The 23,375-nt window shown below is 60.4% G+C and carries 23 protein-coding genes and 1 tRNA gene; 13 read left to right on the top strand and 11 right to left on the bottom strand.

The window, feature by feature from the left end:
- The first annotated feature begins 29 nt into the window (after positions 1-29).
- The 5 genes from sufC (at position 30) to DU490_RS04885 (ending at position 4,978) form a co-directional block, all read left to right on the top strand.
- Entirely contained in the window at positions 30-782 is a 753-nt protein-coding gene (sufC, locus tag DU490_RS04905) for a Fe-S cluster assembly ATPase SufC (RefSeq protein ID WP_114573212.1), read from the top strand.
- Positions 779-2,137, top strand: a complete 1,359-nt coding sequence (sufD, locus tag DU490_RS04900) for a Fe-S cluster assembly protein SufD (protein WP_114573211.1) — start codon at positions 779-781, stop codon at positions 2,135-2,137. Before sufC ends, sufD begins: the two co-directional genes overlap by 4 nt.
- A gap of 15 nt (positions 2,138-2,152) precedes the next feature.
- Entirely contained in the window at positions 2,153-3,412 is a 1,260-nt protein-coding gene (locus DU490_RS04895; RefSeq protein WP_114573210.1) for a cysteine desulfurase, read from the top strand.
- A gap of 2 nt (positions 3,413-3,414) precedes the next feature.
- Positions 3,415-3,987, top strand: a complete 573-nt coding sequence (gene sufT / locus DU490_RS04890) for a putative Fe-S cluster assembly protein SufT (RefSeq protein ID WP_114573209.1) — start codon at positions 3,415-3,417, stop codon at positions 3,985-3,987.
- Positions 3,988-4,237: 250 nt separating this feature from the next.
- Positions 4,238-4,978 carry a vancomycin high temperature exclusion protein gene (locus tag DU490_RS04885; RefSeq protein ID WP_114573208.1) on the top strand — a complete coding sequence of 247 codons (741 nt, stop codon included), beginning with the start codon at positions 4,238-4,240 and terminating at the stop codon, positions 4,976-4,978.
- Positions 4,979-5,018: 40 nt separating this feature from the next.
- Here the strand turns inward: DU490_RS04885 and DU490_RS04880 are convergent, their stop codons facing one another.
- The 4 genes from DU490_RS04880 to DU490_RS04865 form a co-directional block, all read right to left on the bottom strand.
- Positions 5,019-5,462: a hypothetical protein gene (locus tag DU490_RS04880; protein WP_114573207.1), complete on the bottom strand. Its 444-nt coding sequence runs from the start codon at positions 5,460-5,462 to the stop codon at positions 5,019-5,021.
- Between the two features lie 81 nt (positions 5,463-5,543).
- Positions 5,544-6,452 carry a 30S ribosomal protein S6--L-glutamate ligase gene (gene rimK / locus DU490_RS04875; protein ID WP_114573206.1) on the bottom strand — a complete coding sequence of 303 codons (909 nt, stop codon included), beginning with the start codon at positions 6,450-6,452 and terminating at the stop codon, positions 5,544-5,546.
- 31 nt (positions 6,453-6,483) lie between these two features.
- Complete coding sequence (locus tag DU490_RS04870) at positions 6,484-6,921, bottom strand: RimK/LysX family protein (RefSeq protein WP_114573205.1); 438 nt, start codon at positions 6,919-6,921, stop codon at positions 6,484-6,486.
- A gap of 25 nt (positions 6,922-6,946) precedes the next feature.
- A complete protein-coding gene (locus tag DU490_RS04865; RefSeq protein ID WP_114573204.1) occupies positions 6,947-7,969 on the bottom strand; it encodes a DUF3549 family protein in 1,023 nt (340 codons plus the stop codon).
- A 257-nt stretch (positions 7,970-8,226) separates the two neighbouring features.
- On the opposite strand from DU490_RS04865, the gene DU490_RS04860 reads away from it, so the two are divergent.
- Both DU490_RS04860 and DU490_RS04855 read left to right on the top strand, forming a co-directional pair.
- The gene (locus DU490_RS04860) at positions 8,227-8,559 is read left to right on the top strand and encodes a YqcC family protein (protein WP_114573203.1); all 333 of its coding nucleotides are present in this window, start codon (positions 8,227-8,229) and stop codon (positions 8,557-8,559) included.
- 20 nt (positions 8,560-8,579) lie between these two features.
- The gene (locus DU490_RS04855) at positions 8,580-9,080 is read left to right on the top strand and encodes a gamma-glutamylcyclotransferase family protein (RefSeq protein ID WP_114573202.1); all 501 of its coding nucleotides are present in this window, start codon (positions 8,580-8,582) and stop codon (positions 9,078-9,080) included.
- 96 nt (positions 9,081-9,176) lie between these two features.
- Here DU490_RS04855 and DU490_RS04850 read toward each other — a convergent pair whose 3' ends face one another.
- Positions 9,177-9,770, bottom strand: coding sequence for an OmpW family protein (locus DU490_RS04850; RefSeq protein ID WP_114573201.1), 594 nt, complete (start codon positions 9,768-9,770; stop codon positions 9,177-9,179).
- 277 nt (positions 9,771-10,047) lie between these two features.
- On the opposite strand from DU490_RS04850, the gene DU490_RS04845 reads away from it, so the two are divergent.
- Positions 10,048-10,344 carry a hypothetical protein gene (locus tag DU490_RS04845; RefSeq protein ID WP_114573200.1) on the top strand — a complete coding sequence of 99 codons (297 nt, stop codon included), beginning with the start codon at positions 10,048-10,050 and terminating at the stop codon, positions 10,342-10,344.
- A gap of 97 nt (positions 10,345-10,441) precedes the next feature.
- On the opposite strand, the gene putP is transcribed toward DU490_RS04845, so the two are convergent.
- From putP to DU490_RS04815, 6 genes are all read right to left on the bottom strand, one after another.
- The gene (gene putP / locus DU490_RS04840) at positions 10,442-11,920 is read right to left on the bottom strand and encodes a sodium/proline symporter PutP (protein WP_114573199.1); all 1,479 of its coding nucleotides are present in this window, start codon (positions 11,918-11,920) and stop codon (positions 10,442-10,444) included.
- 45 nt (positions 11,921-11,965) lie between these two features.
- Positions 11,966-15,157, bottom strand: a complete 3,192-nt coding sequence (putA, locus tag DU490_RS04835) for a bifunctional proline dehydrogenase/L-glutamate gamma-semialdehyde dehydrogenase PutA (RefSeq protein WP_114573198.1) — start codon at positions 15,155-15,157, stop codon at positions 11,966-11,968.
- Between the two features lie 181 nt (positions 15,158-15,338).
- Positions 15,339-16,157, bottom strand: a complete 819-nt coding sequence (locus tag DU490_RS04830; RefSeq protein WP_114573197.1) for an AraC family transcriptional regulator — start codon at positions 16,155-16,157, stop codon at positions 15,339-15,341.
- 60 nt (positions 16,158-16,217) lie between these two features.
- Positions 16,218-16,592: a hypothetical protein gene (locus DU490_RS04825; protein ID WP_114573196.1), complete on the bottom strand. Its 375-nt coding sequence runs from the start codon at positions 16,590-16,592 to the stop codon at positions 16,218-16,220.
- Positions 16,593-16,689: 97 nt separating this feature from the next.
- Positions 16,690-16,763: transfer RNA gene (locus DU490_RS04820), tRNA-Gly, on the bottom strand.
- A gap of 448 nt (positions 16,764-17,211) precedes the next feature.
- On the bottom strand, positions 17,212-17,619 hold the full coding sequence (locus DU490_RS04815) for a CBS domain-containing protein (RefSeq protein ID WP_114573195.1): 408 nt from the start codon (positions 17,617-17,619) through the stop codon (positions 17,212-17,214).
- Between the two features lie 216 nt (positions 17,620-17,835).
- Here DU490_RS04815 and DU490_RS04810 point away from each other — a divergent pair, with 216 nt between their 5' ends.
- From DU490_RS04810 to DU490_RS04790, 5 genes are all read left to right on the top strand, one after another.
- On the top strand, positions 17,836-18,345 hold the full coding sequence (locus DU490_RS04810; RefSeq protein WP_114573194.1) for a YqaE/Pmp3 family membrane protein: 510 nt from the start codon (positions 17,836-17,838) through the stop codon (positions 18,343-18,345).
- Between the two features lie 361 nt (positions 18,346-18,706).
- A complete protein-coding gene (gene glpK / locus DU490_RS04805) occupies positions 18,707-20,212 on the top strand; it encodes a glycerol kinase GlpK (protein ID WP_114573193.1) in 1,506 nt (501 codons plus the stop codon).
- A 94-nt stretch (positions 20,213-20,306) separates the two neighbouring features.
- Positions 20,307-21,395 (top strand): ABC transporter ATP-binding protein, encoded by a 1,089-nt coding sequence (locus DU490_RS04800; protein ID WP_114573192.1) that lies wholly within the window; start codon positions 20,307-20,309, stop codon positions 21,393-21,395.
- A gap of 1 nt (position 21,396) precedes the next feature.
- Complete coding sequence (locus DU490_RS04795) at positions 21,397-22,497, top strand: ABC transporter ATP-binding protein (RefSeq protein WP_114573191.1); 1,101 nt, start codon at positions 21,397-21,399, stop codon at positions 22,495-22,497.
- The gene (locus DU490_RS04790) at positions 22,490-23,374 is read left to right on the top strand and encodes a carbohydrate ABC transporter permease (RefSeq protein WP_114573190.1); all 885 of its coding nucleotides are present in this window, start codon (positions 22,490-22,492) and stop codon (positions 23,372-23,374) included. Before DU490_RS04795 ends, DU490_RS04790 begins: the two co-directional genes overlap by 8 nt.
- Position 23,375 lies beyond the last annotated feature (1 nt).

The raw sequence follows: 23,375 nt of genomic DNA, 5'->3' as shown, positions 1-23,375 counted from the left end.
GGCTCGCCAGAATCGAAAAGGTATTCAAGATGCTCGAAGTCAAGGATCTGCACGTTACGGTCGAAGGCAAGGAAATCCTCAAGGGCCTCAGCCTGACCGTCAATGCCGGTGAGGTTCACGCCATCATGGGCCCTAACGGGGCCGGCAAGTCGACCCTGTCGGCGGTGATCGCCGGCAAGGAGGGCTATGAGGTGACCAGTGGCACGATCACCTTCGAAGGCCAGGACGTACTCGAGATGGAGATCGAGGAGCGGGCCCTGGCTGGCATGCTGCTAGGCTTCCAGTACCCGGTGGAGATACCCGGGGTCAAGAACATCTATCTGCTCAAGGCGGCGCTCAATGCCCAGCGTGCGGCAAACGGCCAGGGCGACATGCCGGCGCCGGAGTTCATGAAGCTGATCAAGTCGAAGATCGCCGAGATGAAGATGGACGCCAGCTTCCTGCAGCGTGCCGTCAACGAGGGCTTCTCCGGCGGCGAGAAGAAGCGCAACGAGATCCTGCAGATGCTGGTGCTGCAGCCCAAGCTGGCCATGCTCGACGAGATCGACTCCGGCCTCGATATCGATGCCATGCGGATAGTGGCCGACGGGGTCAACAGCCTGCGCGCTGCCGATCGCGGCATCCTGTTAGTGACCCACTATCAGCGCCTGCTCGACTACATCATTCCGGATCGCGTCCATGTGTTGGTCGATGGTCGCATCGCCAAGAGCGGCGACAAGGAGCTGGCCAAGGAGCTCGAATCCCGGGGCTATGACTGGGTGGAGGAGGAGTCCGCTGCATGAGCGATGTTCAGACCTTTCTCGATCGCCTGGCCGAGCGTACCGAAGCCAGGCGCCAGGCCCACGGCCCGGAACCGACCTGGATCGCCGCACGGCGCCAGGCCGGAGCCGCACGCTTCGAGGCGCTAGGCTTTCCCGACCGCCGCGTCGAGGCGTGGAAGTACACCGACGTGCGTGCCATCGCCAGGGGCGACTTTGCCCTGACCGACAGTGCCGACTTCTCGCAGGCCTGTGCCGCGGCGCTGACGTTGCCCATCGACGCGCACCGGCTGACCTTTGTCGATGGCGTCTTCGCCGCGGCACTCTCCGACCTCGGTGAGCTGCCGGCCGGGGTCGCGGTAATGCCGCTCTCCCAGGCGCTGGCCGACAATCACGAAGCCGTGGGCGGCACGCTGGGGCGCCTGACCGGCGTTGAATTTTCGCCTTTCTCGGCGCTCAACACCGCCTTCATGGAGGAGGGCGCCGTGGTGCGCCTGGCGCCAGGCAGCGTGGTGGAAAAGCCGATTTTCCTGCAGTTTCTTTCCCGTGCCAATGCGCAGCCGGTGATGAGCCACCCGCGGGTGCTGATCGAAGCCGGTGCCCGCAGCCAGGCGACGCTGATCGAGCATCACATCGGTGAGACCGAGGCGGCCAACTTCACCAACCTGGTGGACGAGGTTCTGCTCGACCGCGGCGCAATATTCACCCACTACAAGCTGCAGGAGGCGCCACTCAAAGACCTGCACGTTGCCAGCATTCATGTCGAGCAGGGACGGGACAGCCGCTATACCTCGTTTAACCTGAACCTGGGTGGCAGCCTGGTGCGCAACGACCTGGTGGTCGACCTCAATGGCAAGGGTGCCGAGGCCAATTTCAACGGCCTATTCTACGCCCAGGGGCGCCAGCACGTGGACAACCATACCCTGGCCAACCACAACGCACCGCTCACGTTTTCCAACGAGAATTACAAGGGCATTCTCGACGACCGGGCGCGTGGCGTATTCAACGGTAAGGTGATCGTCAAGCGCGACAGCCAGAAGATCGAGGCCCATCAGAGCAACGCCAACCTGCTGCTCTCCGACCGTGCCGAGATCGATACCAAGCCCGAGCTCGAAATCTACGCCGATGACGTCAAGTGCTCCCACGGCGCCACGACCGGACAGCTCGATGAGGAGGCGGTTTTCGCCTTGCGCACGCGTGGCATTGACGAGCAGACGGCCCGTGGGCTGCTGACGCTGGCCTTCGCCGGGGAAGTGATGGAGCGTGTGGAGCTCGAAGCCGTTGCCGAGCGGGTCGAGCTGGTGGTGGCCGGCAAGCTGCCGGAGCGCTTCAATCTTTCCGGGCTGGTGGAAGCCGCCATGTCGTTGCATGACGACTGAGTCGAGGAGTCAACCATGAATCTGCTGGCCACCGATCACGTGCTTGAGACCCCGGCCCTGGATGTGGCCGGGATACGTGCGCAATTTCCGATTCTAGAGCGGCAGGTTCATGGCAGGCCGCTGATCTATTTCGACAATGCCGCCACCAGCCAGACGCCTCTGTGCGTTATCGATACCTTTCGCGACTACTACGGCCGCTTCAACGCCAACATCCATCGCGGGCTGCACACCCTGGCCGACGAGGCCACGGCAGCCTACGAGGGCTCGCGTGAGACGGTGCGTGCCTTTCTCAATGCAGCCGATCGGCGCGAGATCATCTTTACCCGCGGCACCACCGAGGCAATCAACCTGGTGGCCAACAGCTGGGGCCGGGCCAACCTCGAGCCGGGCGACGAGGTGCTGGTGTCGCTGCTCGAGCACCACTCCAATATCGTGCCCTGGCAGCTTCTCGCCGACCAGCTAGGCATCGTCGTCAAGGTGATCCCGGTGGACGAGCGCGGGGTGCTGGATCTCGATGCCTACTGCACGCTCTTCACCGAGCGCACGCGGCTGGTGGCGGTGAACCATGTCTCCAATGCCTTCGGCACCATCAATCCGGTGCGCGAGATGTCGACCATTGCCCATGACCATGATGCCCGGATCCTCATCGACGGTGCTCAAGCGACGCCGCACCAGGCGGTGGACGTGCGCGGTATCGATGCCGACTTCTACGCCTTTTCGGGTCACAAGGTCTACGGCCCCACCGGCGCCGGCGTGCTCTACGGCAAGGCCGAACTGCTGGAGGCGATGCCGCCTTGGCAGGGCGGCGGCGAGATGATCAAGAGCGTCTCCTTCGACGTGCCCACCACCTTCGCCGATATCCCCCACAAGTTCGAGGCAGGTACTCCGGCCATTGCCGAGGTCATCGCGCTTGGCGTGGCGCTCGACTGGGTCAGCGGCGTGGGGCTTGCGCGTATCGGGGTATGGGAAGCCGAGTTGCTGGCACGTGCCACCGCGGGGGTCTCGCGTATTGATGGGCTGAGGCTGCTCGGCACCGCCCCCGACAAGGCCGGCGTGCTCTCATTCGTTGTCGATGGCGCCCATTCCCAGGATATCGCGCTGCTGATCGATCAGTTGGGCGTGGCGATCCGCACAGGAAATCACTGCGCTCAGCCGCTGCTGGCCCGGTTCGGTGTCGATGCCACCTGCCGTGCCTCCTTTGCCGTCTACAACACCCTGGAAGAGGTCGACTCTTTCGTTGATGCCCTGGAGCGGGTCGTAGGGATGGTGCGCTGAGCATGAGCGATATCGAACAGTTAGCCCGCCTGGAGCGGGGGAAGACATTGCCGTTGCAACGGGACGTGGCGGCGATTTCCATCCCGTTCGGCAAGACCATCACTTTGCCCGAGGACAGCATCGTCAGCGTGATGCAGGCCAAGGGTAGCTCGGTAAGCCTGGGCTACGAAGGCCGGTTGTACCTGATCGAGGGTGCCAACCTCGACGCCCTGGGTCTGGAGGCCCTGCCGCGACCGACACTGCCCGAAGATGCCACGGAGGAGGCGATCGAACAGTTCGTATGGGATCAGCTGCGCACCTGCTTTGATCCCGAGATCCCGGTCAATATCGTCGACCTGGGGCTGGTATACGGGTGTCGCATCGAGCGGCTGATCAGCGGTGAGCGCCTCGTCACTATCCGCATGACCCTAACCGCGCCAGGCTGCGGTATGGGTGACGTGATCGCCGCAGATGCTCGCAACAAGATCCTCGGCGCCCCACAGATCAGCAAGGTACACACGGAAATCATCTTCGATCCACCCTGGAGCCGTGAGATGATGAGCGACGAGGCGAAGCTCGAGCTGGGCATGTTTTAGGAGCCTGTCGGACTTAACGCTGATCTACTACGAGATCCGGTCTTTCGGCCAATTTCATTCGCTCTGATTCGTTAAATAGCGGGCTATTCGCCTCATCAGATCGATAAACTTGTCTCGAAATCCGAATCTCTCGCTACGATCGGTCAAGCCCGACAGGCTCCTAGCCCCAAGTCTGATTCATTGATGCGGTGTTCATGCACTCAGTGCGGATCGACGCTTCTGCTTCCCCATTCTCGGCCCGGGGATATCGATGGTTGCGCTGTTGTGGAAGGTCTTCAAGGTACTGCTGATGGCGCTGGGAGCCGCACTGCTCCTGGCGTCGCTGCTGTTCGTGGGCGCCAACTTCTGGGTGCTGGGCCAGACCCAGGGCCGTATCCAGCATGCGTTGCCACTATGCGGGCCCGAGCGGGTCGGCATCGTCTTCGGCACCTCGCACTGGACCCGTAGTGGGGTACGCAACCCCCACTTCGATGCGCGCATCAATGCCGCTTCCCGCTTGATCCGGCTGGGCAGGGTCGAACACCTGCTGCTCTCCGGGGACAACCGGACCCGCTATTACAACGAGCCCGTGACCATGTGGCGTGACCTGCGCGGTCAGCACGTGCGTCACGAGGACATGACGCTCGACTATGCCGGCTTCAGCACCTTCGATACCCTGGCGCGGGCGCGGGATGTGTTTGGCGTCGAACAGGCCCTGCTGGTCACCCAGTCCTGGCATCTTCCCCGGGCGCTTTTCATTGCCGATGCGCTGGGCGTTGAGGCGGTTGGCTGCGCCGCGCCGGAGCGCCCGGTAGCGGGACTATGGCGGCTGCAGGTCAGGGAGTGGGTCGCACGGGCGTCGACCGTAGGGGATCTCTTTCTGTGGGGCCGGGAGCCTTATTTCCTGGGCCCCGTCGAGCCACTGGAGATCGCTCCGCAGATATGGGATGCCGTCATGATCAACGGGTCTCTCAACGAGGTCGGGTCTGACATTGACGAGTTGCGAGAGTAGCGCCAACGCACTGCTTGTTACGCCGACGCAGTTTCTAACGCTAACGCTGACGCTGCTTCTGTAGCCTGTAGAGTTCTCGTATCAGGGCGCGGCACTGCTGCCAGCACTCTTCGACGATGGGCTCGAGGGGATCGGGCAGGGGATGCGTGAACAGGGTGGATAACGCCTGCATCAGTACGCGCTCCTGCTCAAGCAGTTCGCCGATGACGACCTGACTTTCGTTGCCGACGAAGCTCTTCAAGCGGCTCCAGAGCCAGAGGTAGTCGTCGCGCTCGACATCGGCATCCCGGGGAAGCAGTTTGAGATGGTGCCGAGCAAGCTCCTGGAGTTGGCGCATCGCCTTGGCCCTGGCCTCATAGTGGGGCTTGAGGGATTCACGCAGCGACGGGCGCAGGCGCTCCAGATTGTCCTGAAAATAATCGATGCTGTCGGCCAGCGCTTCCAGAACGCCGTCCATCGCCACTTGGCGATTGTCGAGAAACATGAGCGGTCACCTCCTCCGGTGACGCAGATTGTGGGGGGCTTGCCGTCCTTTTGCCACCCCCTCGGTAAATTATTTGCCTGTTCAACCCTTTGGCTTGGCCGGCGTCTTGCGGGGCGTGCTGGCGTGTTTTTCCAGATGCTCGATGATCAGGCCTGCAATATCCTTGCCGGTAGCGGTTTCTATGCCCTGCAGCCCGGGAGAGGAGTTGACCTCCATGATCACCGGGCCGTGATTGGCACGCAACAGGTCGACGCCAGCGACCCTTAGCCCCATTGCCTTGGCTGCCCGGATTGCCGTGGAGCGCTCCTCTGGCGTGATACGGATGACGCTGGCGCTCCCTCCGCGGTGCAGGTTGGAGCGGAACTCCCCATCGGCGGCCTGACGCTTCATGGATGCCACCACCTTGTCGCCGATCACGAAGCAGCGGATGTCGGCGCCCTTGGCCTCCTTGATGTACTCCTGAACCATGATATTCGCCTTCATGCCCATGAAGGCTTGAATGACCGACTCGGCGGCCTGGTTGGTCTCGGCAAGTACCACGCCGATTCCCTGGGTCCCTTCGAGCAGCTTGATGACCAGCGGCGCCCCCTTGACCATGGTGATCAGGTCAGGGATGTCGTCGGGAGAGTGAGCGAACCCGGTGATCGGCAGCCCCAGGCCCTTGCGCGAAAGCAGCTGCAGCGAGCGCAGCTTGTCCCGGGAGCGCGTGATGCCAACCGAGTCGTTGACCACATAGGTCCCCATCATCTCGAACTGGCGTAGCACGGCACAGCCGTAGAAAGTCACCGATGCCCCGATGCGTGGAATCACCGCATCAAAGTGTTCGAGCTCCTGACCCTTGAGATGGATAGAGGGGTGGTGTGCCGCGATGCTCATGTAGCAGCGCAGGGTATCGACGACCCGGATGCTGTGGCCGCGACTTTCGGCGGCTTCCACCAGGCGACGTGTGGAGTAAAGATTACGATTGCGGGATAAAATCGCGATATGCATCGAGGACTCCGAAGTCGAGGGGCGGGTAGGGTCAAGGCTCGCCGTGCAGGAAAGTGACACCGGGTGCTACCAGCAGGCGGCGCAGCGCGCGGCGGCCAAGCAGCATCGGGTGGCGCATATTGCGGCGATCAGCCAGTGTCAGTTCCACCATCATCTCGAGCTTGCCGAGCTGCATGACGGTGCGTATCACATAGCGCCACTCCTTGTGACCGTTGGAGCTGGTCACGTGGCGGCGATCATGCAGGTGCGTGCGAAAGACGTGGGGGGGTGTCTCCTGGCCCCCGCTGCGGGTGGTGAAGCTGACCCACAGGTGACCCTCTTCTTCAAAGATTTCGATATCCTCGGCGTGCAGGGACGATGTGCGTGCGCCGGTGTCGACCTTGGCACAGATCGTCACGCCCATTTCCGGCAGCGTCACCATTTCACGCCGACCTATCACGGCCTTGGGAGTGTAGGGGAGTTCCTTCATCGATTCACTTCCTGGGTTTCCATGCTCAATGGCCCAGCCCGGCGAGGCACTGGCTGATGGCCGATCCCGGAGGGGCTTCACGCAGCACCATCAGCACTGGCAGCCGCAGGCGCGGTATCAAGGCGAGGTCACGGGCAACGGCTGCAAAATCGGCCGCTGGTGTCTCCGCCAGTCGAGTCAGAAAAAGTGGCAGACGCTCGGCGTGCTCCAGGTGTCGCCAGCCCCGGCCGGCCATAGCCGCCAGCAGGTCCGGGCCACAGGCGTTCGGATCGTCCAGCAGGAGATCAAACCATTTGCCGGCCAGGTCGGCCCCGCTGACTGCGCGAACGCAGGCGCATAAGTTTTCGATCTCGCCCTGGGCAGCAGCCTGTTCTCCCCGGTGGCGTATCGCCAATGCCAGAGTGGCGGGCACGTCGACATGCTCCAGACAGTAGCATAGCGATGTCAGTACATCGCCGGGGAGAGCGGGTAGCCGCCCGGCCAGCACCCGGCTCGCCTCTACGTCCAGTCGCGCCGCGTAGTCTGCCAGCCCCTGTAGCCCCAGCGCCTGCCAGTCAAGGGGCTGTTGGCCGCTGAGATACGCCTCCACGGGCTCCAGGTGGGGGCTGGCGGGCTTACCCATGTCATGGCTGGCCCGTGCATGCAGCATCGCCTGGAAGTGCAGCGAGGGCGTGAAGGCCAGGGGATTGTCCTTCATCAGGTTGCCGATCGAATCGTCCGGCTGACTTCGCCCCGCCTGCTGTACGCTGCGACCCAGAGTCTCCAGGAGCCGCTGAAGAAAGGCGTCGCGGGGAGCTGGCACCAGCTGGCCCTGCTCATCCAGCGGCAGGGCGAGAAACCAGATCAGTGGATCGCTCACGTCGCCGAGGCGAAACACCAGGCCCACCCTGGCCTGGCCCTGCCATGGGCATGGCCAGGGGACCTGGCCGGCTTCGAAGTCGGCCAGGGTTTCCAGAGCGCAGGGTTCGACCCGGCGCCCAAGGTGATAGGCACGCACCTCGGCACCGGTGCGCACGAAAAAATCATGAAGCGTATGGATCGGCTGCATGTCGACTCCCTTCCTGAAGCGTGCACTCTACCTTGCCCCCGAGGGCTTGTCAGCCACTGCCGTGGGTCGGGCACAGGAGAGTCTGGTCAAGAATTGACCGATCGCTTCAAGCCCCCTGCCCATCGCGGGCGAGGGCAGCTTTCCAGAGTTTATCCACAGGCTCTTGCAGGATATCTGTGTACAGCGTGGCAGGGCCGGGGGTGGCCAGGCCGGCACTGGAGCGAGATAATGGAGCCCAATGCAAGAGAGGTGCCGAAATGACCGTTCACGAAGAGCTCGATGTCGCGCTACGCCGGCTGGAAGCCACCATGAAGGCCACCAATCTGTGGCGTGTGGAGCGGCCCGATGCCGACGCTTTCGCCAGTCAGCAGCCGTTCTGCATCGATACCATGGCGCTGCCGCAGTGGCTGCGCTTTGTATTCATCGCCCGGCTGGATGCCCTGATCGAAGCGGGCGGGCCGATGCCGGAGAAGTGCGATGTGGCCCCGGCGATGGCGGCCTATCTGACGCAACAGGGAACGCGTACCACCGACCGATTGCTGATCTGCAAGGCGGTGGAAGAGATCGACCGGTTGGTGACAGAAAACTGACGCCGCATAGCGAGACGAGAATGCCTTACTATTTCGCCTATGGCAGTAACATGAACTCGGCCCGGGTCGAAGCACGTATCGGGGCTACCCGGCGTTCCCTGGCGGCTGTGCTGCATGATCATGCACTGCGCTTCGACAAGGCATCGCGGGTTGCCGGCATCGCCCATGCCAATGTCGTCCCGGTGGTCGATGAGCGGGTCGAGGGGGCGTTGTTCGAGCTTGCCGAACCCGGGCAGATCAAGCTGATGGATCCCTACGAAGGTCATCCACACGAGTATCAGCGCCATCGGCTGCCAGTCGTCACCGAGGAGGGCGTCATCCAAGCGTGGGTGTATATCGCCGCCCCCGGCACCACGGCCGACGCCCTGAAGCCGGCCAGTGAATATCTCGCGCACCTGCTCGCTGGCGAGCCTTTCCTCAGCGCCGAATACCATCGGCAGCTGGCCGGTGTGGAGTCCGTTGCCGGCCTGGGGGAACCCGCGCTGAAGCTGCTGGGTTTGTCGCGCCATACCCCGCGTTAATTGGCTGTCTTGCCATCCCTTTGAGCAGTCCAACGAAAGAACGCCGGGCACAAGGCCCGGCGTTTGCGTATTGGCTCGCTGTCAGCTCGGCTCGGCTTAGAAGCGGAGGGTGACGCCGCCACCAATGGTCATGGGGTCGATCTTGGCGGTACCCAGCCGATCACCATCTTGTGACAGCCGAGAATCGACGTCGGCGTAGTTAGCGAAGCCGTTGAGCATGAAGTTGTCGGTGACCGCCAGGTCTACGCCCACCTGGCCCACGGCTCCGTAGGAGCGACGCGCGTCGACTCCTTCCGGTTCGCCAGAGAAACGGGTGTAGTTGAGGCCGGCGCCGAAATAGGGCTGCACGCGTGAATCAAGTCCACCCAGTGGGTAGTAGTTCACCAGCAGATTGACCGGCATACGATTGAGGCTGCCGGACAGTTCGCCAGCCGAAAAGTCGTGCTCGATCTTCTCTGAGCTGTTGAGCTCGATACCGATCTGGTCGTGGAACAGGTAGCCCGCGCCATAGGTGAAGCCGGTCTCACCGCTACTGACGCCGTCGAGCACGCCATTGTCTGAGCGAGTATCGGACTTGGCGAAGCCACCGCGAACGAAGGTGTCGCCGGCACTATAGGCCAGGGCCGCCTGGCTAACGAATGCGCAACTGGCGGCGATGACAGCCACGGGAATCAAGCGAAACGTTTTCATCAGTGCGTTCTCCTGGTGTCGACTCAGGCCGGAGGCGTCCGGCCGCATAGAACAGTTGATAGTATAGAAACACTGTTTCTAAAAGTCTTGTTTAAATTTGTTATGAACGCCATAGGCCTTGCCATATGGCGATGTTTTCCTAAATTATGCGATTCTTTTGCTTATGTGTGGGAGTGATCAAGGTGCCAGTATGTATAACTATTGCTGCGCCACAGCACTGGCGCGGCAGGACCTGAGGGACTAAGTCTTGTCTATAGTCGATCGGAAGGAGAGGGTAATGAAGAGTGTGACAAACGAGCTGCCGGTCTGGTTGGCGATGGGCTCAATGCTGTTGGCGGCAGGCCTGGCCCTCTGGCTGTTGTTGCATCCCGAGCTGATCAGCGGCCTGCCCATGCCATTGCGCCTCCCGGTGATCGGCCTGGGCTTCTGGGCACTGGGGGCCGCCTTCATGCAGCCGATGGGGCTGGCGCTGCGTCGTCACTGGCAGAGGCGTGCCACCACGCCGCCCTGGAGCCTGCTGGCACTGGGGGCGTTCACGCTGATCGTGGTGGTGCGTGCACTGTGGTTGGCGTGATTTGGTTGGCGTGAAATGGCTGGCCTGATAAGGCAACAAGCCGCCTGTGGGCGGCTTGTTGCGGTCATGGCTGATAGAGAGCTACCGGCGTGGACTGTCAGGCTTCCTCAAAGGTATCGAAGTCGGCCGTGACCCGCAGATTGGGCTCTTCGGTGGCAAGGCTTGTCACCACGATGGCGATATACGCCAGGATCACGCCCGGCACGATCTCATACACATCGAAGATGCCGCCGGAGATCTCCGCCCACACCACCACGGTCATACCGCCAACCACGATACCAGCGAGCGCGCCCCACTTGTTCATGCGCCGCCAGTAGAGCGACATGATCAGCGCTGGGCCGAAGGCGGCACCGAAACCGGCCCATGCGTAGGCAACCAGATCAAGCACCGTGGCATCGGGATTGAGTGCCAGCAGGTACGCAAGCACGGCGATGCCGATGACGGCAAAGCGACCGACCCAGACCAGTTCAGTCTGGCTGGCATCCTTGCGGAAGATCGCCTTGTAGAAATCGTCGGTCAGTGCCGAGGAGGAGACCAGCAGCTGTGAGTCGGCGGTGGACATGATGGCAGCCAGGATGGCAGCCAACAGGATACCGGCGATCACCGGATGGAAGATGATGTTGACCATTACCATGAAGACAGTCTCACCATCTGCCAGGTCGCGCTGCACGAAACCTACCCCGAGAAGCCCTACAGCAATGGAGCTGACCAACGCGATGGCGGTCCAGGTAACGGCGATACGGCGGGCGGCGGGGATGTCGCGGTCGCTGCGAATTGCGGCAAAGCGAGCCAGGATATGTGGCTGGCCGAAATAGCCCAGGCCCCAGGCCAGCGAGCTGATGATGCCGATGGTGGTCAGGGCCTCGCCGGTGGAGGCATCGCGGAACCAGGCGAGCATGTATTCGCTCTCGGCCGCCAGTGCGGCGCCTGCGCCGCTGGCGCCGCCCAGGTCGCTGAAGGCGATGATCGGCACGATGGCCAGCGCCGCTGCCATCATCAGGCCCTGAATCAGGTCGGTCCAGGAAACTGCCAGGAAGCCGCCGAAGAAGGTATAGGAGATGACCGCAATGGTGCCGATGGTGACCGCTAGAGTGTAATCATAGCCGAAGACAGTCTCGAACAGTCGGCCACCGGCCACCAGCCCGGAGCTGGTATAGAACAGGAAAAACATCAGGATGAAGATGGCCGAGATCACCCTCAGCAGCTGCGTCTTGTCCTGGAAGCGGTTGGCGAAGTACTCCGGCAGGGTCAAGGCGTCGCTGACCTTGAAGCTGTAGAGGCGCAGGCGGCGCGCCACGACCAGCCAGTTGAGCCAGGTGCCGATCAGCAGGCCCACGGCGATCCAGCTCGCCGAGATACCGCTGACGTAGGCCGCCCCCGGCAGGCCGAGCAGCAGCCAGCCGGACATGTCCGAAGCGCCGGCCGAGATCGCCGAGGTCCATGGGCCGAGAGAGCGCCCGCCAAGGATGTAGTCGGATAGGTTCGTGGTGCGCTTGTAGGCGACGATACCGATGCCGAGCATCAGTAGCAGGTAGGCCAGGAAGGTGAAGCCGATGGCCATGTTGTTGTCAACCATAAGAAGGTTCCTTCAATGTTGTTGTCGTTGCGACGAGAGGGTGAGTCACTCGTCTCCCAGCGCGAGCAGTGACGCGTTACCGCCCAGGGCGGCGGTGTTGACGGTCACGGTCTTTTCCGTGGCGAAACGCAGCAGGTAGTGCGGCCCGCCCGCCTTGGGTCCGGTGCCGGAGAGCCCCTGGCCACCGAAGGGTTGGACTCCTACGACGGCGCCGATGATATTCCTGTTTACATACACGTTTCCAACACGAATCTTCTCCGCAATGGCAGCAGCAAAAGATTCATTGCGGCTGTGTACGCCAAATGTCAGCCCATAGCCTCGGCTGTTGATGGACTCGACGACCTTGTCGATCTCGTTAGCCTTGTAGCGCACGATATGCAGTACCGGGCCGAACTGCTCCCGTTTCAGGGCGTCGATACCGTCGATGCGGAAGGCCACTGGCGGCACGAAGGTGCCGTGTGCGGTAAAGGCCGGGTCCAGCCGGGTCTCTGCCAGCAACCGGCCCTCTTCCCTGAGTCTGTCGATATGGGCCATGAGCCCCTTGCGGGCATCCTCGTCGATAACCGGGCCCACGTCGGTACCCAGGTCCCGGGGGTCGCCGACATGCAGTTCGTCCATGGCGCCCTTGAGTATCTCGATCACTCGGTCGGCCACATCGTCCTGCAGATAAAGCACCCGTAGCGCGGAGCAGCGTTGGCCGGCGCTCTGGAATGCCGACTGGATCACATCGGCCACGACCTGCTCGGGCAGGGCGGTGGAGTCGACGATGAGCGCATTCATGCCGCCGGTCTCGGCGATCAGGGTCGGCAGGGGGGCGTTTTCCCGGGCCGCCAGGGCACGATTGATGATCTGGGCGGTATCGGTGCCGCCGGTGAAGACCACGCCGGTGATCCGGGTGTCGGCACTCAGGACGCTGCCCACAGTGGGGCCGTCACCTGGCAGCAGTTGCACCACGTCCCGGGGCATGCCGGCTTCGTAGAGCAACTCGATCACCCGATGAGCGACGATGGAAGTCTGCTCGGCGGGCTTGGCGAGTACGGTGTTGCCCGCGACTGCCGCTGCAACGACCTGGCCGCAGAAGATCGCGACCGGGAAGTTCCAGGGGCTTATCGCGGCGAAAACACCCTTGCCGCTGAGCATCAGCTCGTTGGATTCGCCGGTGGGACCTGGCAGCACAGTCGGTGCGTCGAACAGCTCTTCCGCCCGCATGGCATAGTAGTGGCAGAAGTCCACGGCTTCGCGGATCTCGTCGACACCGTCAGTGAGCAGCTTGCCGCCTTCACGGGAGCAGAGCGTCATCAGCTCTGCCAGGTTCTCTTCCATCAGATCGCCCAGGCGACGGATGATTGCGGCCCGCTTGGCCACGGGCGTGGCGTCCCAGCGCGGAAAGGCGACCCAGGCGGCGTCCACCGCCCGTGACGCCTGCTCCCGGTTGGTCCACTGCACGCTCCCGACCCGACGGTTGCGGTCATAGGGGCTGTTGACCTTATGGGTGTTGGCGGGATCCTTCGGCACCTCGAAGGCAAGCAGCGGGGCCACATCGTAGCTCTTGTCCATGAAGCCGGCCATGGCGTCCATCAGCGGCTGGTAGTGACTGCGCACGTTGAGGTTCACTCCTTTCGAGTTGCGGCGTTTCTCGCCGTAGATATCCTTGGGAAGTGGAATGCGAGGATTGGCATAGTTGCCGTACTGGCGCAGGCTCTCGACCGGGTGAACGCACAGCGACTCCACGGGTACCTTGGGGTCGACCAACTGGTGCACAAACGAAGAGTTGGCCCCGTTCTCGAGCAGGCGTCGCACCAAGTAGGGGAGCAGGTCCTTGTGGGCGCCCACCGGCGCATAAATGCGGCAGTAGGTGCCTTTGGGAGCGCGCTTGAGGGCGGCATCGTATAGCGCCTCTCCCATGCCATGCAGGCGTTGGAACTCGAAGGAGCGCTTGGCCTCGTTCGACAGCTCGAGGATAGTGCTGATGGTGTGGGCGTTGTGGGTCGCAAACTGCGGGAAGATGCGACCGCGGGTCTGATCCGAGAGCAGGAAGCGGGCACAGACCAGATAGGCTACGTCGGTGCTCGCCTTGCGTGTGAAGACCGGATAGCCCTCCACCCCCAGTTGCTGCGACTCTTTGATCTCGCTGTCCCAGTAGGCGCCCTTGACCAGGCGCAGCGGGATTTCGTCGCCCTGACGCTCGGCCAGGCGGTTCAGGTAATGCAATACCGGCAGGGCGCGCTTGGAGTAGGCCTGTACCACCAGACCGAAATGCCCCCAGCCCTTGCAGGTATCGCTTTCATAGATGGCGCGGAAGACCTCCAGTGAGATCTCCAGGCGGTCTACTTCTTCGGCGTCGATGGTCAGGGCCACGTCCCGCTCCCGGGCCATGGCGGCAAGTTCGCGCACGGTGCCCACGAGTTCGATCAGGATCTGGTCGCGACGGCCGAATTCATAGCGTGGATGCAGGGCCGACAGCTTGATGGAGACCGAGGGAGCGGGAGTGGTGGCTGGCAGCGCCTGGCTGGTCTTGCCGACGCGCTCGATGGCACGGGCATAGTCGTCGAAGTAGCGCTTGGCGTCGGCCCGGGTACGCGCCGCTTCGCCAAGCATGTCGTAGGAATAGGTGTATCCCTTGTTGAACAAGAGCTTGGAGCGCTTCAGTGCCTCATCGATATCACGGCCGAGCACGAACTGCTTGCCCATGATCTTCATGGCCTCAACCATGGCGCGGCGGATGACCGGCTCGCCCATGCGGTTGACGAGCTTGTTGATGAAGCCCGATGGCTTGCCTTCCCGCGGCTTGTCGAGGGAGACAACATGGCCGGTCATCAACAGCCCCCAGGTGGAGGCGTTGACCAGCCAGGACTCGCTCTGTCCCATATGGGCCTGCCAGTCGGCTGGGCCCAGCTTGTCCTCGATCAAGGCATCGGCAGTGGCCTTGTCGGGAATGCGCAGCATGGCCTCCGCAAGGCACATCAGCATCAAGCCTTCATGGGTATCGAGGCTGTACTGCTGTAACAGCTCGTCGATAGTATCCACCGCGGTGTCCATCTCGCGCACCTCGCGCACGAGTTCTGCCGTCTTGCCAGCAATACGCCGGAAGTCATTGGTATCGGCACTCAGCACGTGGACGAGCTCGCTGACGAAGGCGTCTTCATCGATGGCGTAGTGTTCACTGATCCGTGCGAACAGGGTATCGAGTTCCTGCTGCCAGGTGGCAGTATCCAGCATGTTATTGGCATTGAGCATGAGAGGTCCCCCGGGGTGTCATCCGTCTTGAAACGGCAAATCTCGGCCCCACAAGGCAAGCATGCCTGGTGCCGTTGGATAGCATTGACTGTAGGGGGAGCGATGGGGAGGCGCTTGTCAATTTCCCGGTTTTGTTTGTCGATTTTGTGGCTAATCGTCGTTCGGGAAGCGTTTTTTCGACTTAAGTCGTAGGCGGTAGTCGGGTGATGAAGGCGGCATCGCCGCGCTCGCTGCTTGCCCGCCGTAGCTGGCTGGGGGGGCAGCCAAAGGTGCTGCGAAAGGCATGGGAGAGTGCACTCTGATGCGCAAAGCCGGTATTGGCAGCGATCTCCGACAGTGGCAGGCGGCTCTCTTCCAGCAGTCGCCGTGCCGCTTCGAGGCGGCGACGTCGGACGTACTGCCAGGGCGACAGGCCGGTCTGGTCACGAAAGCAGCTGCGAAAATGCGCTTCGCTCAGGCAGGCTAGCTTGGCCAGGGCGCCGACGGTCAGGGGGTGGGCCAGATTCTGGTCGATATAGAGTTCCAATTTCTGAAGGTCAAGCCGGCGTCCGGCAGATGGTGGCATCGTATCGCCTCCCAGGCGGGCGTGCAGGCAGCCGAGCAGGGTGGCCGCCAGGCGATCACTCTGGGCAGGCGCGCTGATGCTTGCCTGGGTGCTCGCCAACTCGTGGAGGAGAAAGTCGAGGTAGCGCTTCAGCGGGTCGTCGAGGGCAAAGAAGCGTGGGGCATCGAACAGGCGCGAAAGCTCATGGTGATAGCCGGTCAACGACGGTGCATTGGACGGTAGATCGAGGATCAACTGGCGGTTCTCACCCTGACCGACATAGTAGTGCACGTGGTTAGCTGGAACGATACAGCCGGACAGGGCGGAGATGGCGCCGCCGAGACCTTCGATCTCGAACTCGGCCTTACCCTGCAGACCAATCACGATCTGGTGGAAATCGTGAGCATGGTGCTTAGTGGCAGTATCGAGCGGAATCTGGCGAATGGCGCTGGGCATGGGAACCTCCCGGCCTGACTGGCAGATTCAAAGCATATCATACTCGAGAAAGCACCCGCTTCAGTCCTTGTCCCGCTGGCGATCTCTGAGCCTGGTATGGGCAGCCAGGTGGTCGCGCAATGCAGCCAGCTCCTCCTGGCCGGTGCTGTCGAGTAGGGGCTTGCCTTGGGGGACGCGCCAGGCTCGCCCATGCGCTTCCATCAGGTTGTAAGCTCGACGCCTCACCCCGTCCAAGTAGTCATCATGGCGTATCGGATAGTTGATGATCGTATCCCACTCGTGCTTGCTGAGGCGGTTTTCCAGCGCCTTGTCGAAGAGATCTAGCAGGTGCTCGGGCTCGGTGCGATAGCGTGGGGTGCGCGAGAATAGCAGGATCACCAGCATGCCGCCGATGATCAGGGTGCAAACGGCGAAGATGAGAAGGAAAAGTGCCATGCAGGTGCTCGCGCCGAGAGACGTCAGGGTCGGAGCAGGGGCCGACCCGTAGGACCAAGTGCCGCCTGGCGGCGATTGGCAGGTGGCTTGTGGCTACTGGAGCGGGTGAAGGGAATCGAACCCTCGTCTTAAGCTTGGGAAGCTTCTGCTCTACCATTGAGCTACACCCGCGACCGTTTTTCGATAGTAATCTCAATGCCTTATGCGGCGCAAGCCGTCACGCGCTTTTACCCGTACAGCTTCGCTAACTGCTTGTTTTTCCGCTCAGGAACGTTGCGTTGAGGATTGGCAGCTTTCCGACTGTATGCGGTGTAGAGGATGGTCAAGGCGGCTGGCAAGAAAATCTTTCGCCGAGCGAGAACTTTTGTCGATTACGCTGTCTGATCTAGTACAGACAGCAGCGCGATGGCAGTCGCTGACACTGTTGCTCTGGCTTGCAGTTTCGATCTTGCCGCCCATGTTTGCATGTGGCGGCTTTCTTTTGCACCCTGCCTTCGCTCCATTCCCCCATGCTTGGCGGCCCCTGGTCAAGGGGAGGGGCTGTCAGCGACAAGGCGGCTGGTGGTCGCCGGCCGCCTTGTCAGGATGAGTGGGGGATTGGATAGGAGGCTGCGCCGAACTACTTGTGTCGCATACGCACGATGGCCGTGAGGACGTCGCGGCGAGTGACGATGCCCACCAGTCGCTCCTGCTCGACTACCGGGTAGACCTTGGGCTTGTTACCCAACATTTCCTGGGCAAGATCGGTGATGCTCTTGTTGGGTGAAACCGACAGGACCTCGTTGCGCATCAGGTCCTTTACCAGCGGCGGTTCATCGTTAAGGTAGGCGCTCTCGAGAACCTTTCCCATGACATCTTGCTCGGATATGAAGCCGATCAGGTGGTCACTCTTGTCGACTACGGGGACGCCAGGCAGCCGATGCAATGCCAAGCCTTCGGCTAGGGTTGTCACGGAGGTGTTGGCGGTGACCCGATAGCAGTCGCGGGACATGATATCGCGGACGATGGTAGGGGCCTTGTTGGGCATTTTGCATCTCCTTCCGATGGCACTTGGCAGATCATAGATACATCATAGTCGAGTAGCGCCCGATTCTGGCTATCACGAGTTAACACTTTTTCCAACGGTGTTGGGCGCCTGTTCCGGAACATAGCGCTTGGCCATGACTCCAAGTTGCTACGTCGCCTTCAAGGCAGTTCAAGGCAGGTAGTCTTGCTGTCGGATGGGTAAATAGAGGAAATTGCGATGGATGCCCGGGAATATCTGACCAGGAAAGGCATTGGCCAGGGTCGAGAGGAAGAGCGGCCCAATACGCTGGAAGAAAAAGCCTGGGAGCGAGCTCGTGGTGCCGGTGAACATCAACCGCATGCGGGCACCCCTCATGATTGGGAGGATTGGGAGCGCTATCATGATGATTTGGCCGCGGGTGCCGAGAGCCTAGAGCAGAAGATCGACCATGAATCCCACCGCCAATCATCGGAGCTGGCATCGCGTGATGCGGTCCAGCATGTAACCCCATCTGATATCGCTCACCGGCACACCGAAAAAACGTTTCAACATCCGGGTTCACGCTGGGGCTCCTCCCCGGCTCTTCGTTTCGCCTTGAAGGTCTTGGCGGTATTGATGCCGCCGTTGGCGGTGGGGCTATCTCATGGTGGCCGGCGGCGTGTGGCGGTGAGCTTGCTGCTGACTTCGCTTGGCTGGGTACCCGGTGTCATCCATGCCTATAGATGGCTCAGTCGCGCCCTCGGTTGAGCCTTGGCGTTGCACAATTTCTCCGCTTGTCGTTTGCTTATCCAACACGCAGTGTGCGCTCCTTCGAGCACGAATGTTCGTAAGCGAAAGGTTTTGTCTGAAACGAACTTCTCCCTTTTTTGGTTTTCTTTCCTGTAAACAATAAGTTGCAACAACATGCAGCTTGCTCATTATCGTTTATAGACGAAGGTATAAGGCACAAAACCGCCGTGATCATTGCCCGAGAGTGGGTCCTGCGCTAGTCTCGTTATCGAAATCGAACATTTTCGGTCAAGAATGATTGAAAGCGAACATTTTGAGTTCGTCGAATGCAGTCTCTTACACCAGATCGACCCAGAAAAAAACAACCAGGGCGAAGTGTATGTTTTCCTATCTTCTCTCCATCGATCAGGGCACCACCAGCTCGAGGGCGATCCTCTTCGATCGTGAGCTCCGCCCTGTCGCCACTTCTCAGCGAGAACTTGCCCAATCCTTTCCTGCGGACGGCTGGGTCGAGCACGATCCGGAGTCAATTTGGGAGTCGGTGCTTTTCATTTGTCGTGACGTGCTGAGGAAAGGAAATATTCGGGCCGCCGACCTGGACGGTATCGGAATCACCAATCAGCGTGAATCCACGCTGGTCTGGGATCGTGCTACCGGCGTGCCGATACATCCGGTCATCGTCTGGCAGGACCGGCGAACTGTCCAGCAGTGCGAAAGCCTGAACGATGCCGGCTACGCCGAGGAAGTTCAGGCGCGTACCGGACTACTTGTCGACCCCTATTTTTCTGCTACCAAGCTGGTCTGGATACTCGATGCAATCCCCGGTGCCCGCGAGCGAGCCGAGCGCGGTGAGCTGGCATTCGGCACTATTGACACTTTCCTGATCTGGCGACTGACTGGCGGCAGGCAGCATCTCACCGATGCGACCAACGCCTCGCGAACTCTGCTTTTCAATATCCATACCCAGCAATGGGACGAATGGCTGCTGAGGCTGTTCGACATTCCCGCTGCACTAATGCCTGAAGTCAAGGACTGCAGTGATGACTTCGGACTGGTGGACCCATCGCTTCTCGGCCATGAAGTGCCGATTGCCGGCGTGGCAGGCGATCAACATGCCGCCCTGGTCGGACAGGCCTGCTTTGAGCCGGGAATGGCCAAGAGTACCTATGGCACCGGCTGTTTCATGATGCTCAATACCGGTCAGGAAGCGGTCGTTTCAAATAACCGTTTATTGACCACACTTGCGTATCGACTCAATGGTCGTCCTACCTATGCCATAGAGGGCAGTATCTTCGTGGCGGGTGCGACGGTGCAGTGGCTCAGGGATGGCTTGCAGCTTTTCAAGGATGTCGCCGAAACAGAGCGTCTTGCTCACCAGACTCGCGCGGGTCACAGCGTCTATCTGGTTCCAGCCTTTACCGGCCTGGGTGCGCCGCACTGGGACCCGCGGGCACGAGGCGCCATTTTTGGTCTGACACGGGATACCGGTATTGCCGAGATCGTCGCGGCTGGCCTGCAGTCTGTCTGTTTCCAGTCCCGTGACCTGCATGTCTGCATGGGGCAGGACATGGCGCTGGGACAAGGGCGGCTGAGGGTCGATGGCGGCATGGTCTGCAACAGCTGGCTGATGCAGTTCCTGGCCGACATGCTCGGACAGGACGTTGACAGGCCGGTGGTCCTCGAAACGACGGCCTTGGGTGCAGCGTATCTGGCCGCGCTGGGGGTCGGGTGGTATCGCTCATTGGATGAACTGGCTGCCCTCTGGCAATGCGAGCGTACGTTTATCCCGAGCATGGCCTCTGCCGAGCGGGATTCGCTGTATGACGGATGGCAGAGTGCCGTGCGACGTGTGAGAAGCGATCTTGGTGAGGCCGTCCCGGTCTGAGTAGCCTGCCCTGGTAGGCCACTTCATTGGCGGTCATCGCGCAGAAGGCGGTGGCTAACAAATTCGACATAATAACGATGACAGCGAGCTCAGCATGTCACTGATACTGGAAAACATCGATCATGTGGTCAATGGGGCCACACACATCGAAGGGGTCAATCTGGAGCTGGCGCCAGGCTCGTTCAATGTCCTGCTGGGAAGAACCCTGGCCGGTAAGACGACACTGATGCGAATCATGGCGGGGCTGGAGCCGCCTACCCGAGGACGACTACTGATGAACGGGGAAGACGTAACCCGAACGTCGGTTCGTCGGCGGAATGTTTCGATGGTCTACCAGCAGTTCATCAACTATCCCAGCCTTACCGTCTTCGACAACATTGCCTCGCCGTTGAAGTTGGCGCGTGTCCCAAAGGCGGAAATTAACCGGAGGGTTAATGAGACGGCGGAGATGTTGCATATCGAGCATCTATTAAACCGTTATCCCCAGGAGTTATCGGGTGGCCAGCAGCAGCGTACCGCCATGGGTCGGGCCCTGGTCAAGGACGCTGACCTCATCCTGTTCGACGAACCGCTGGTCAACCTGGACTACAAGTTGCGCGAGGAGTTTCGCGAGGAGCTACGTGAGCTCTTCAAGACACGTAACTGTATTGCCGTCTATGCGACTACCGAACCCAACGAGGCGCTGGCGCTGGGCGGCTCTACTGCGGTGTTGCATGAAGGCCGGCTGTTACAGTATGGCCGTACCGACGATGTCTACCATCGGCCGAAGGACATACTTTCCGCCGAGATGTTCTCTGAACCACCCATCAATATCGTACCGGCTATGGTGTCGGGTTCCGAGGTGACATTCGACCGAAACATTCATTTTCCATTGAATCAGGATCTAGAAAACCTTGCTCCAGGGCAGTACCACTTCGGGGTAAGGGCATCGCATATTGGCTTGCAGCCACAGGCAGATGATGACCTGGAGCTTGAGGTCAAGGTTGATATAGCAGAAATCAGTGGCTCTGAAACCTACCTGCATGTACGAAATGATCTGTTCAAACTAGTACTCCATCTCGCGGGAATTCATGAGTTTTCAGTAGATCAGTCGATCAAGATCTATTTTCCGACACACAAGATATATGCCTTTGACAGGAGTGGTGGCGTCGTACACATTCCTGCACGGCCAGGAGTGCAGTGAGATGGCTCAGATCACTTTGAAAACGCTGGCTCACAGCTATTCACCCAATCCAGCAGGGCCACAAGACTATGCGATACGCGAAATGAGTCACGTGTGGCATCAGGGGGGCGCCTATGCACTCCTGGGACCTTCAGGCTGTGGTAAATCTACCCTGCTCAATATCATCTCTGGGCTGCTGACACCCTCTGATGGGCAGGTACTGTTCGATGATCAGGTCATGAACGAATTGCCCCCTGAAGAGCGCAATATCGCTCAGGTTTTCCAGTTCCCGGTTATTTACGACACCATGACGGTTTTCGACAATCTGGCATTCCCTCTGCGAAATGTCGGGACACCGGCAGACAAGGTAAAACAGCGTGTCGAAGAAGTGGCGGATATTCTGGATCTCACCTCGTTGCTCAAGCGCAAGGCAAAGAACCTGACTGCGGATGAAAAGCAGAAAGTATCGATGGGGCGCGGGCTGGTGCGAGAGGATGTCTCCGCCATCCTCTTCGATGAACCGCTGACGGTCATCGATCCTCAGCTCAAGTGGAAGCTGCGCCGCAAGCTCAAGGAGATCCACGAAAAATTCAATATCACCATGATTTATGTGACGCACGATCAGCTTGAAGCGTCTACCTTCGCCGATAAGATCGCCGTGATGTATGAAGGTCAGGTGGTTCAGTTCGGTACCCCGCGCGAGTTGTTCGAAGAGCCGGCACACACTTTCGTGGGCTATTTTATCGGTAGCCCGGGGATGAATTTTCTCGATGTCGAACTGACGGAGACGGGTGCTCGAGTCAATGATACCCCTTTTCCATTGAGCCATCGCATCCAGACGGCCATGCGGCGTGCAGATTCGCGAAATCTCAAAATCGGTATACGTCCTGAGTTTGTCGAGGTGCTGTCGGAAGCATCCGACGATACCTGCATGGTGGAGGTAAAGAGCACCCAGGACCTTGGCACCTATCGCATTTTTTCCTTCCTGTTCGCTGGCCTGAATCTCAAGGCGCGTATCAATGAGGATCAAGTCGTGTCAGGGGATCGGGTTCATGTGCGCTTCCCGGAGGCGCATTTGAATCTGTACGTCGACGAGTATCGCGTGGAGATAGGTAATGAATAAGGTATATAACAACAAGGCGTGGTTTCTTATCCTGCCCATGCTATTGCTGGTGGCCTTTTCCGCCATCATACCCTTGATGACCGTAGTCAATTATTCGGTCCAGGACGTTTTCGATGCCAATACGCGTTTCTTCACAGGAACCGAATGGTTCGAGACGATGCTGAACAATCCGACGTTGCAGGCTGCTCTGCTGCGTCAGTTTGCCTTTTCCTTTACCATATTGGCCATCCAGATACCGCTCGGCATCGGTATCGCACTATTGATGCCAAAGCGTGGCTGGCAGGCATCTGCCGTTCTGATTCTTATAACCTTGCCCCTGCTGATTCCCTGGAACGTGGTCGGTAGTATCTGGCAGCTCTTCACCCGTGGCGATATCGGACTGATGGGCGTGGGCATCCGTGAGTTGGGCTACGCCTACAATATCACCCGCAACCCCGCCGATGCTTGGGCCACCATCATCCTGATGGATGTCTGGCACTGGACGCCGCTGATCGCTCTGCTCTGCTATAGCGGCCTGCGTTCGATCCCCGATGCCTACTACCAGGCTGCCCGCATCGACAGGGCATCGAAGTGGGCGGTGTTCCGCTATATCCAGCTTCCCAAGCTTACCAATGTGCTGGTCATCGGCATTCTGCTTCGCTTCATGCACTCCTTCATGATCTACGCCGAGCCGTTCGTGTTGACGGGAGGCGGGCCGGGTAGCTCCACCACCTTCCTTAGCCAGTCGTTGACCACCATGGCCATCGGCCAGCAGGACCTGGGGCCGTCGGCGGCATTCTCTCTGATCTACTTCTTGATTATCCTCCTGGTCAGTTGGGTCTTCTATACCGCCATCATGAATATGCAAAAAGATAATACCAATCAGGGAGGAGCCTGAT

The sequence above is a fragment of the Halomonas sp. DQ26W genome (assembly GCF_003339685.1).
Lineage (GTDB): Bacteria > Pseudomonadota > Gammaproteobacteria > Pseudomonadales > Halomonadaceae > Halomonas.
The sequence above is the reverse complement of the archived record's forward strand: the minus strand, read 5'-3'. Positions and strand labels throughout refer to the sequence as shown.

Excerpts from the sequence above, each read along its gene's own strand:
- sufC (WP_114573212.1), top strand. The coding sequence starts at position 30 with ATGCTCGAAGTCAAGGATCTGCACGTTACGGTCGAAGGCAAGGAAATC.
- sufD (WP_114573211.1), top strand. The coding sequence starts at position 779 with ATGAGCGATGTTCAGACCTTTCTCGATCGCCTGGCCGAGCGTACCGAA.
- DU490_RS04895 (WP_114573210.1), top strand. The coding sequence starts at position 2,153 with ATGAATCTGCTGGCCACCGATCACGTGCTTGAGACCCCGGCCCTGGAT.
- sufT (WP_114573209.1), top strand. The coding sequence starts at position 3,415 with ATGAGCGATATCGAACAGTTAGCCCGCCTGGAGCGGGGGAAGACATTG.
- DU490_RS04885 (WP_114573208.1), top strand. The coding sequence starts at position 4,238 with ATGGTTGCGCTGTTGTGGAAGGTCTTCAAGGTACTGCTGATGGCGCTG.
- DU490_RS04880 (WP_114573207.1), bottom strand. The coding sequence starts at position 5,462 with ATGTTTCTCGACAATCGCCAAGTGGCGATGGACGGCGTTCTGGAAGCG.
- rimK (WP_114573206.1), bottom strand. The coding sequence starts at position 6,452 with ATGCATATCGCGATTTTATCCCGCAATCGTAATCTTTACTCCACACGT.
- DU490_RS04870 (WP_114573205.1), bottom strand. The coding sequence starts at position 6,921 with ATGAAGGAACTCCCCTACACTCCCAAGGCCGTGATAGGTCGGCGTGAA.
- DU490_RS04865 (WP_114573204.1), bottom strand. The coding sequence starts at position 7,969 with ATGCAGCCGATCCATACGCTTCATGATTTTTTCGTGCGCACCGGTGCC.
- DU490_RS04860 (WP_114573203.1), top strand. The coding sequence starts at position 8,227 with ATGACCGTTCACGAAGAGCTCGATGTCGCGCTACGCCGGCTGGAAGCC.
- DU490_RS04855 (WP_114573202.1), top strand. The coding sequence starts at position 8,580 with ATGCCTTACTATTTCGCCTATGGCAGTAACATGAACTCGGCCCGGGTC.
- DU490_RS04850 (WP_114573201.1), bottom strand. The coding sequence starts at position 9,770 with ATGAAAACGTTTCGCTTGATTCCCGTGGCTGTCATCGCCGCCAGTTGC.
- DU490_RS04845 (WP_114573200.1), top strand. The coding sequence starts at position 10,048 with ATGAAGAGTGTGACAAACGAGCTGCCGGTCTGGTTGGCGATGGGCTCA.
- putP (WP_114573199.1), bottom strand. The coding sequence starts at position 11,920 with ATGGTTGACAACAACATGGCCATCGGCTTCACCTTCCTGGCCTACCTG.
- putA (WP_114573198.1), bottom strand. The coding sequence starts at position 15,157 with ATGCTCAATGCCAATAACATGCTGGATACTGCCACCTGGCAGCAGGAA.
- DU490_RS04830 (WP_114573197.1), bottom strand. The coding sequence starts at position 16,157 with ATGCCCAGCGCCATTCGCCAGATTCCGCTCGATACTGCCACTAAGCAC.
- DU490_RS04825 (WP_114573196.1), bottom strand. The coding sequence starts at position 16,592 with ATGGCACTTTTCCTTCTCATCTTCGCCGTTTGCACCCTGATCATCGGC.
- DU490_RS04815 (WP_114573195.1), bottom strand. The coding sequence starts at position 17,619 with ATGCCCAACAAGGCCCCTACCATCGTCCGCGATATCATGTCCCGCGAC.
- DU490_RS04810 (WP_114573194.1), top strand. The coding sequence starts at position 17,836 with ATGGATGCCCGGGAATATCTGACCAGGAAAGGCATTGGCCAGGGTCGA.
- glpK (WP_114573193.1), top strand. The coding sequence starts at position 18,707 with ATGTTTTCCTATCTTCTCTCCATCGATCAGGGCACCACCAGCTCGAGG.
- DU490_RS04800 (WP_114573192.1), top strand. The coding sequence starts at position 20,307 with ATGTCACTGATACTGGAAAACATCGATCATGTGGTCAATGGGGCCACA.
- DU490_RS04795 (WP_114573191.1), top strand. The coding sequence starts at position 21,397 with ATGGCTCAGATCACTTTGAAAACGCTGGCTCACAGCTATTCACCCAAT.
- DU490_RS04790 (WP_114573190.1), top strand. The coding sequence starts at position 22,490 with ATGAATAAGGTATATAACAACAAGGCGTGGTTTCTTATCCTGCCCATG.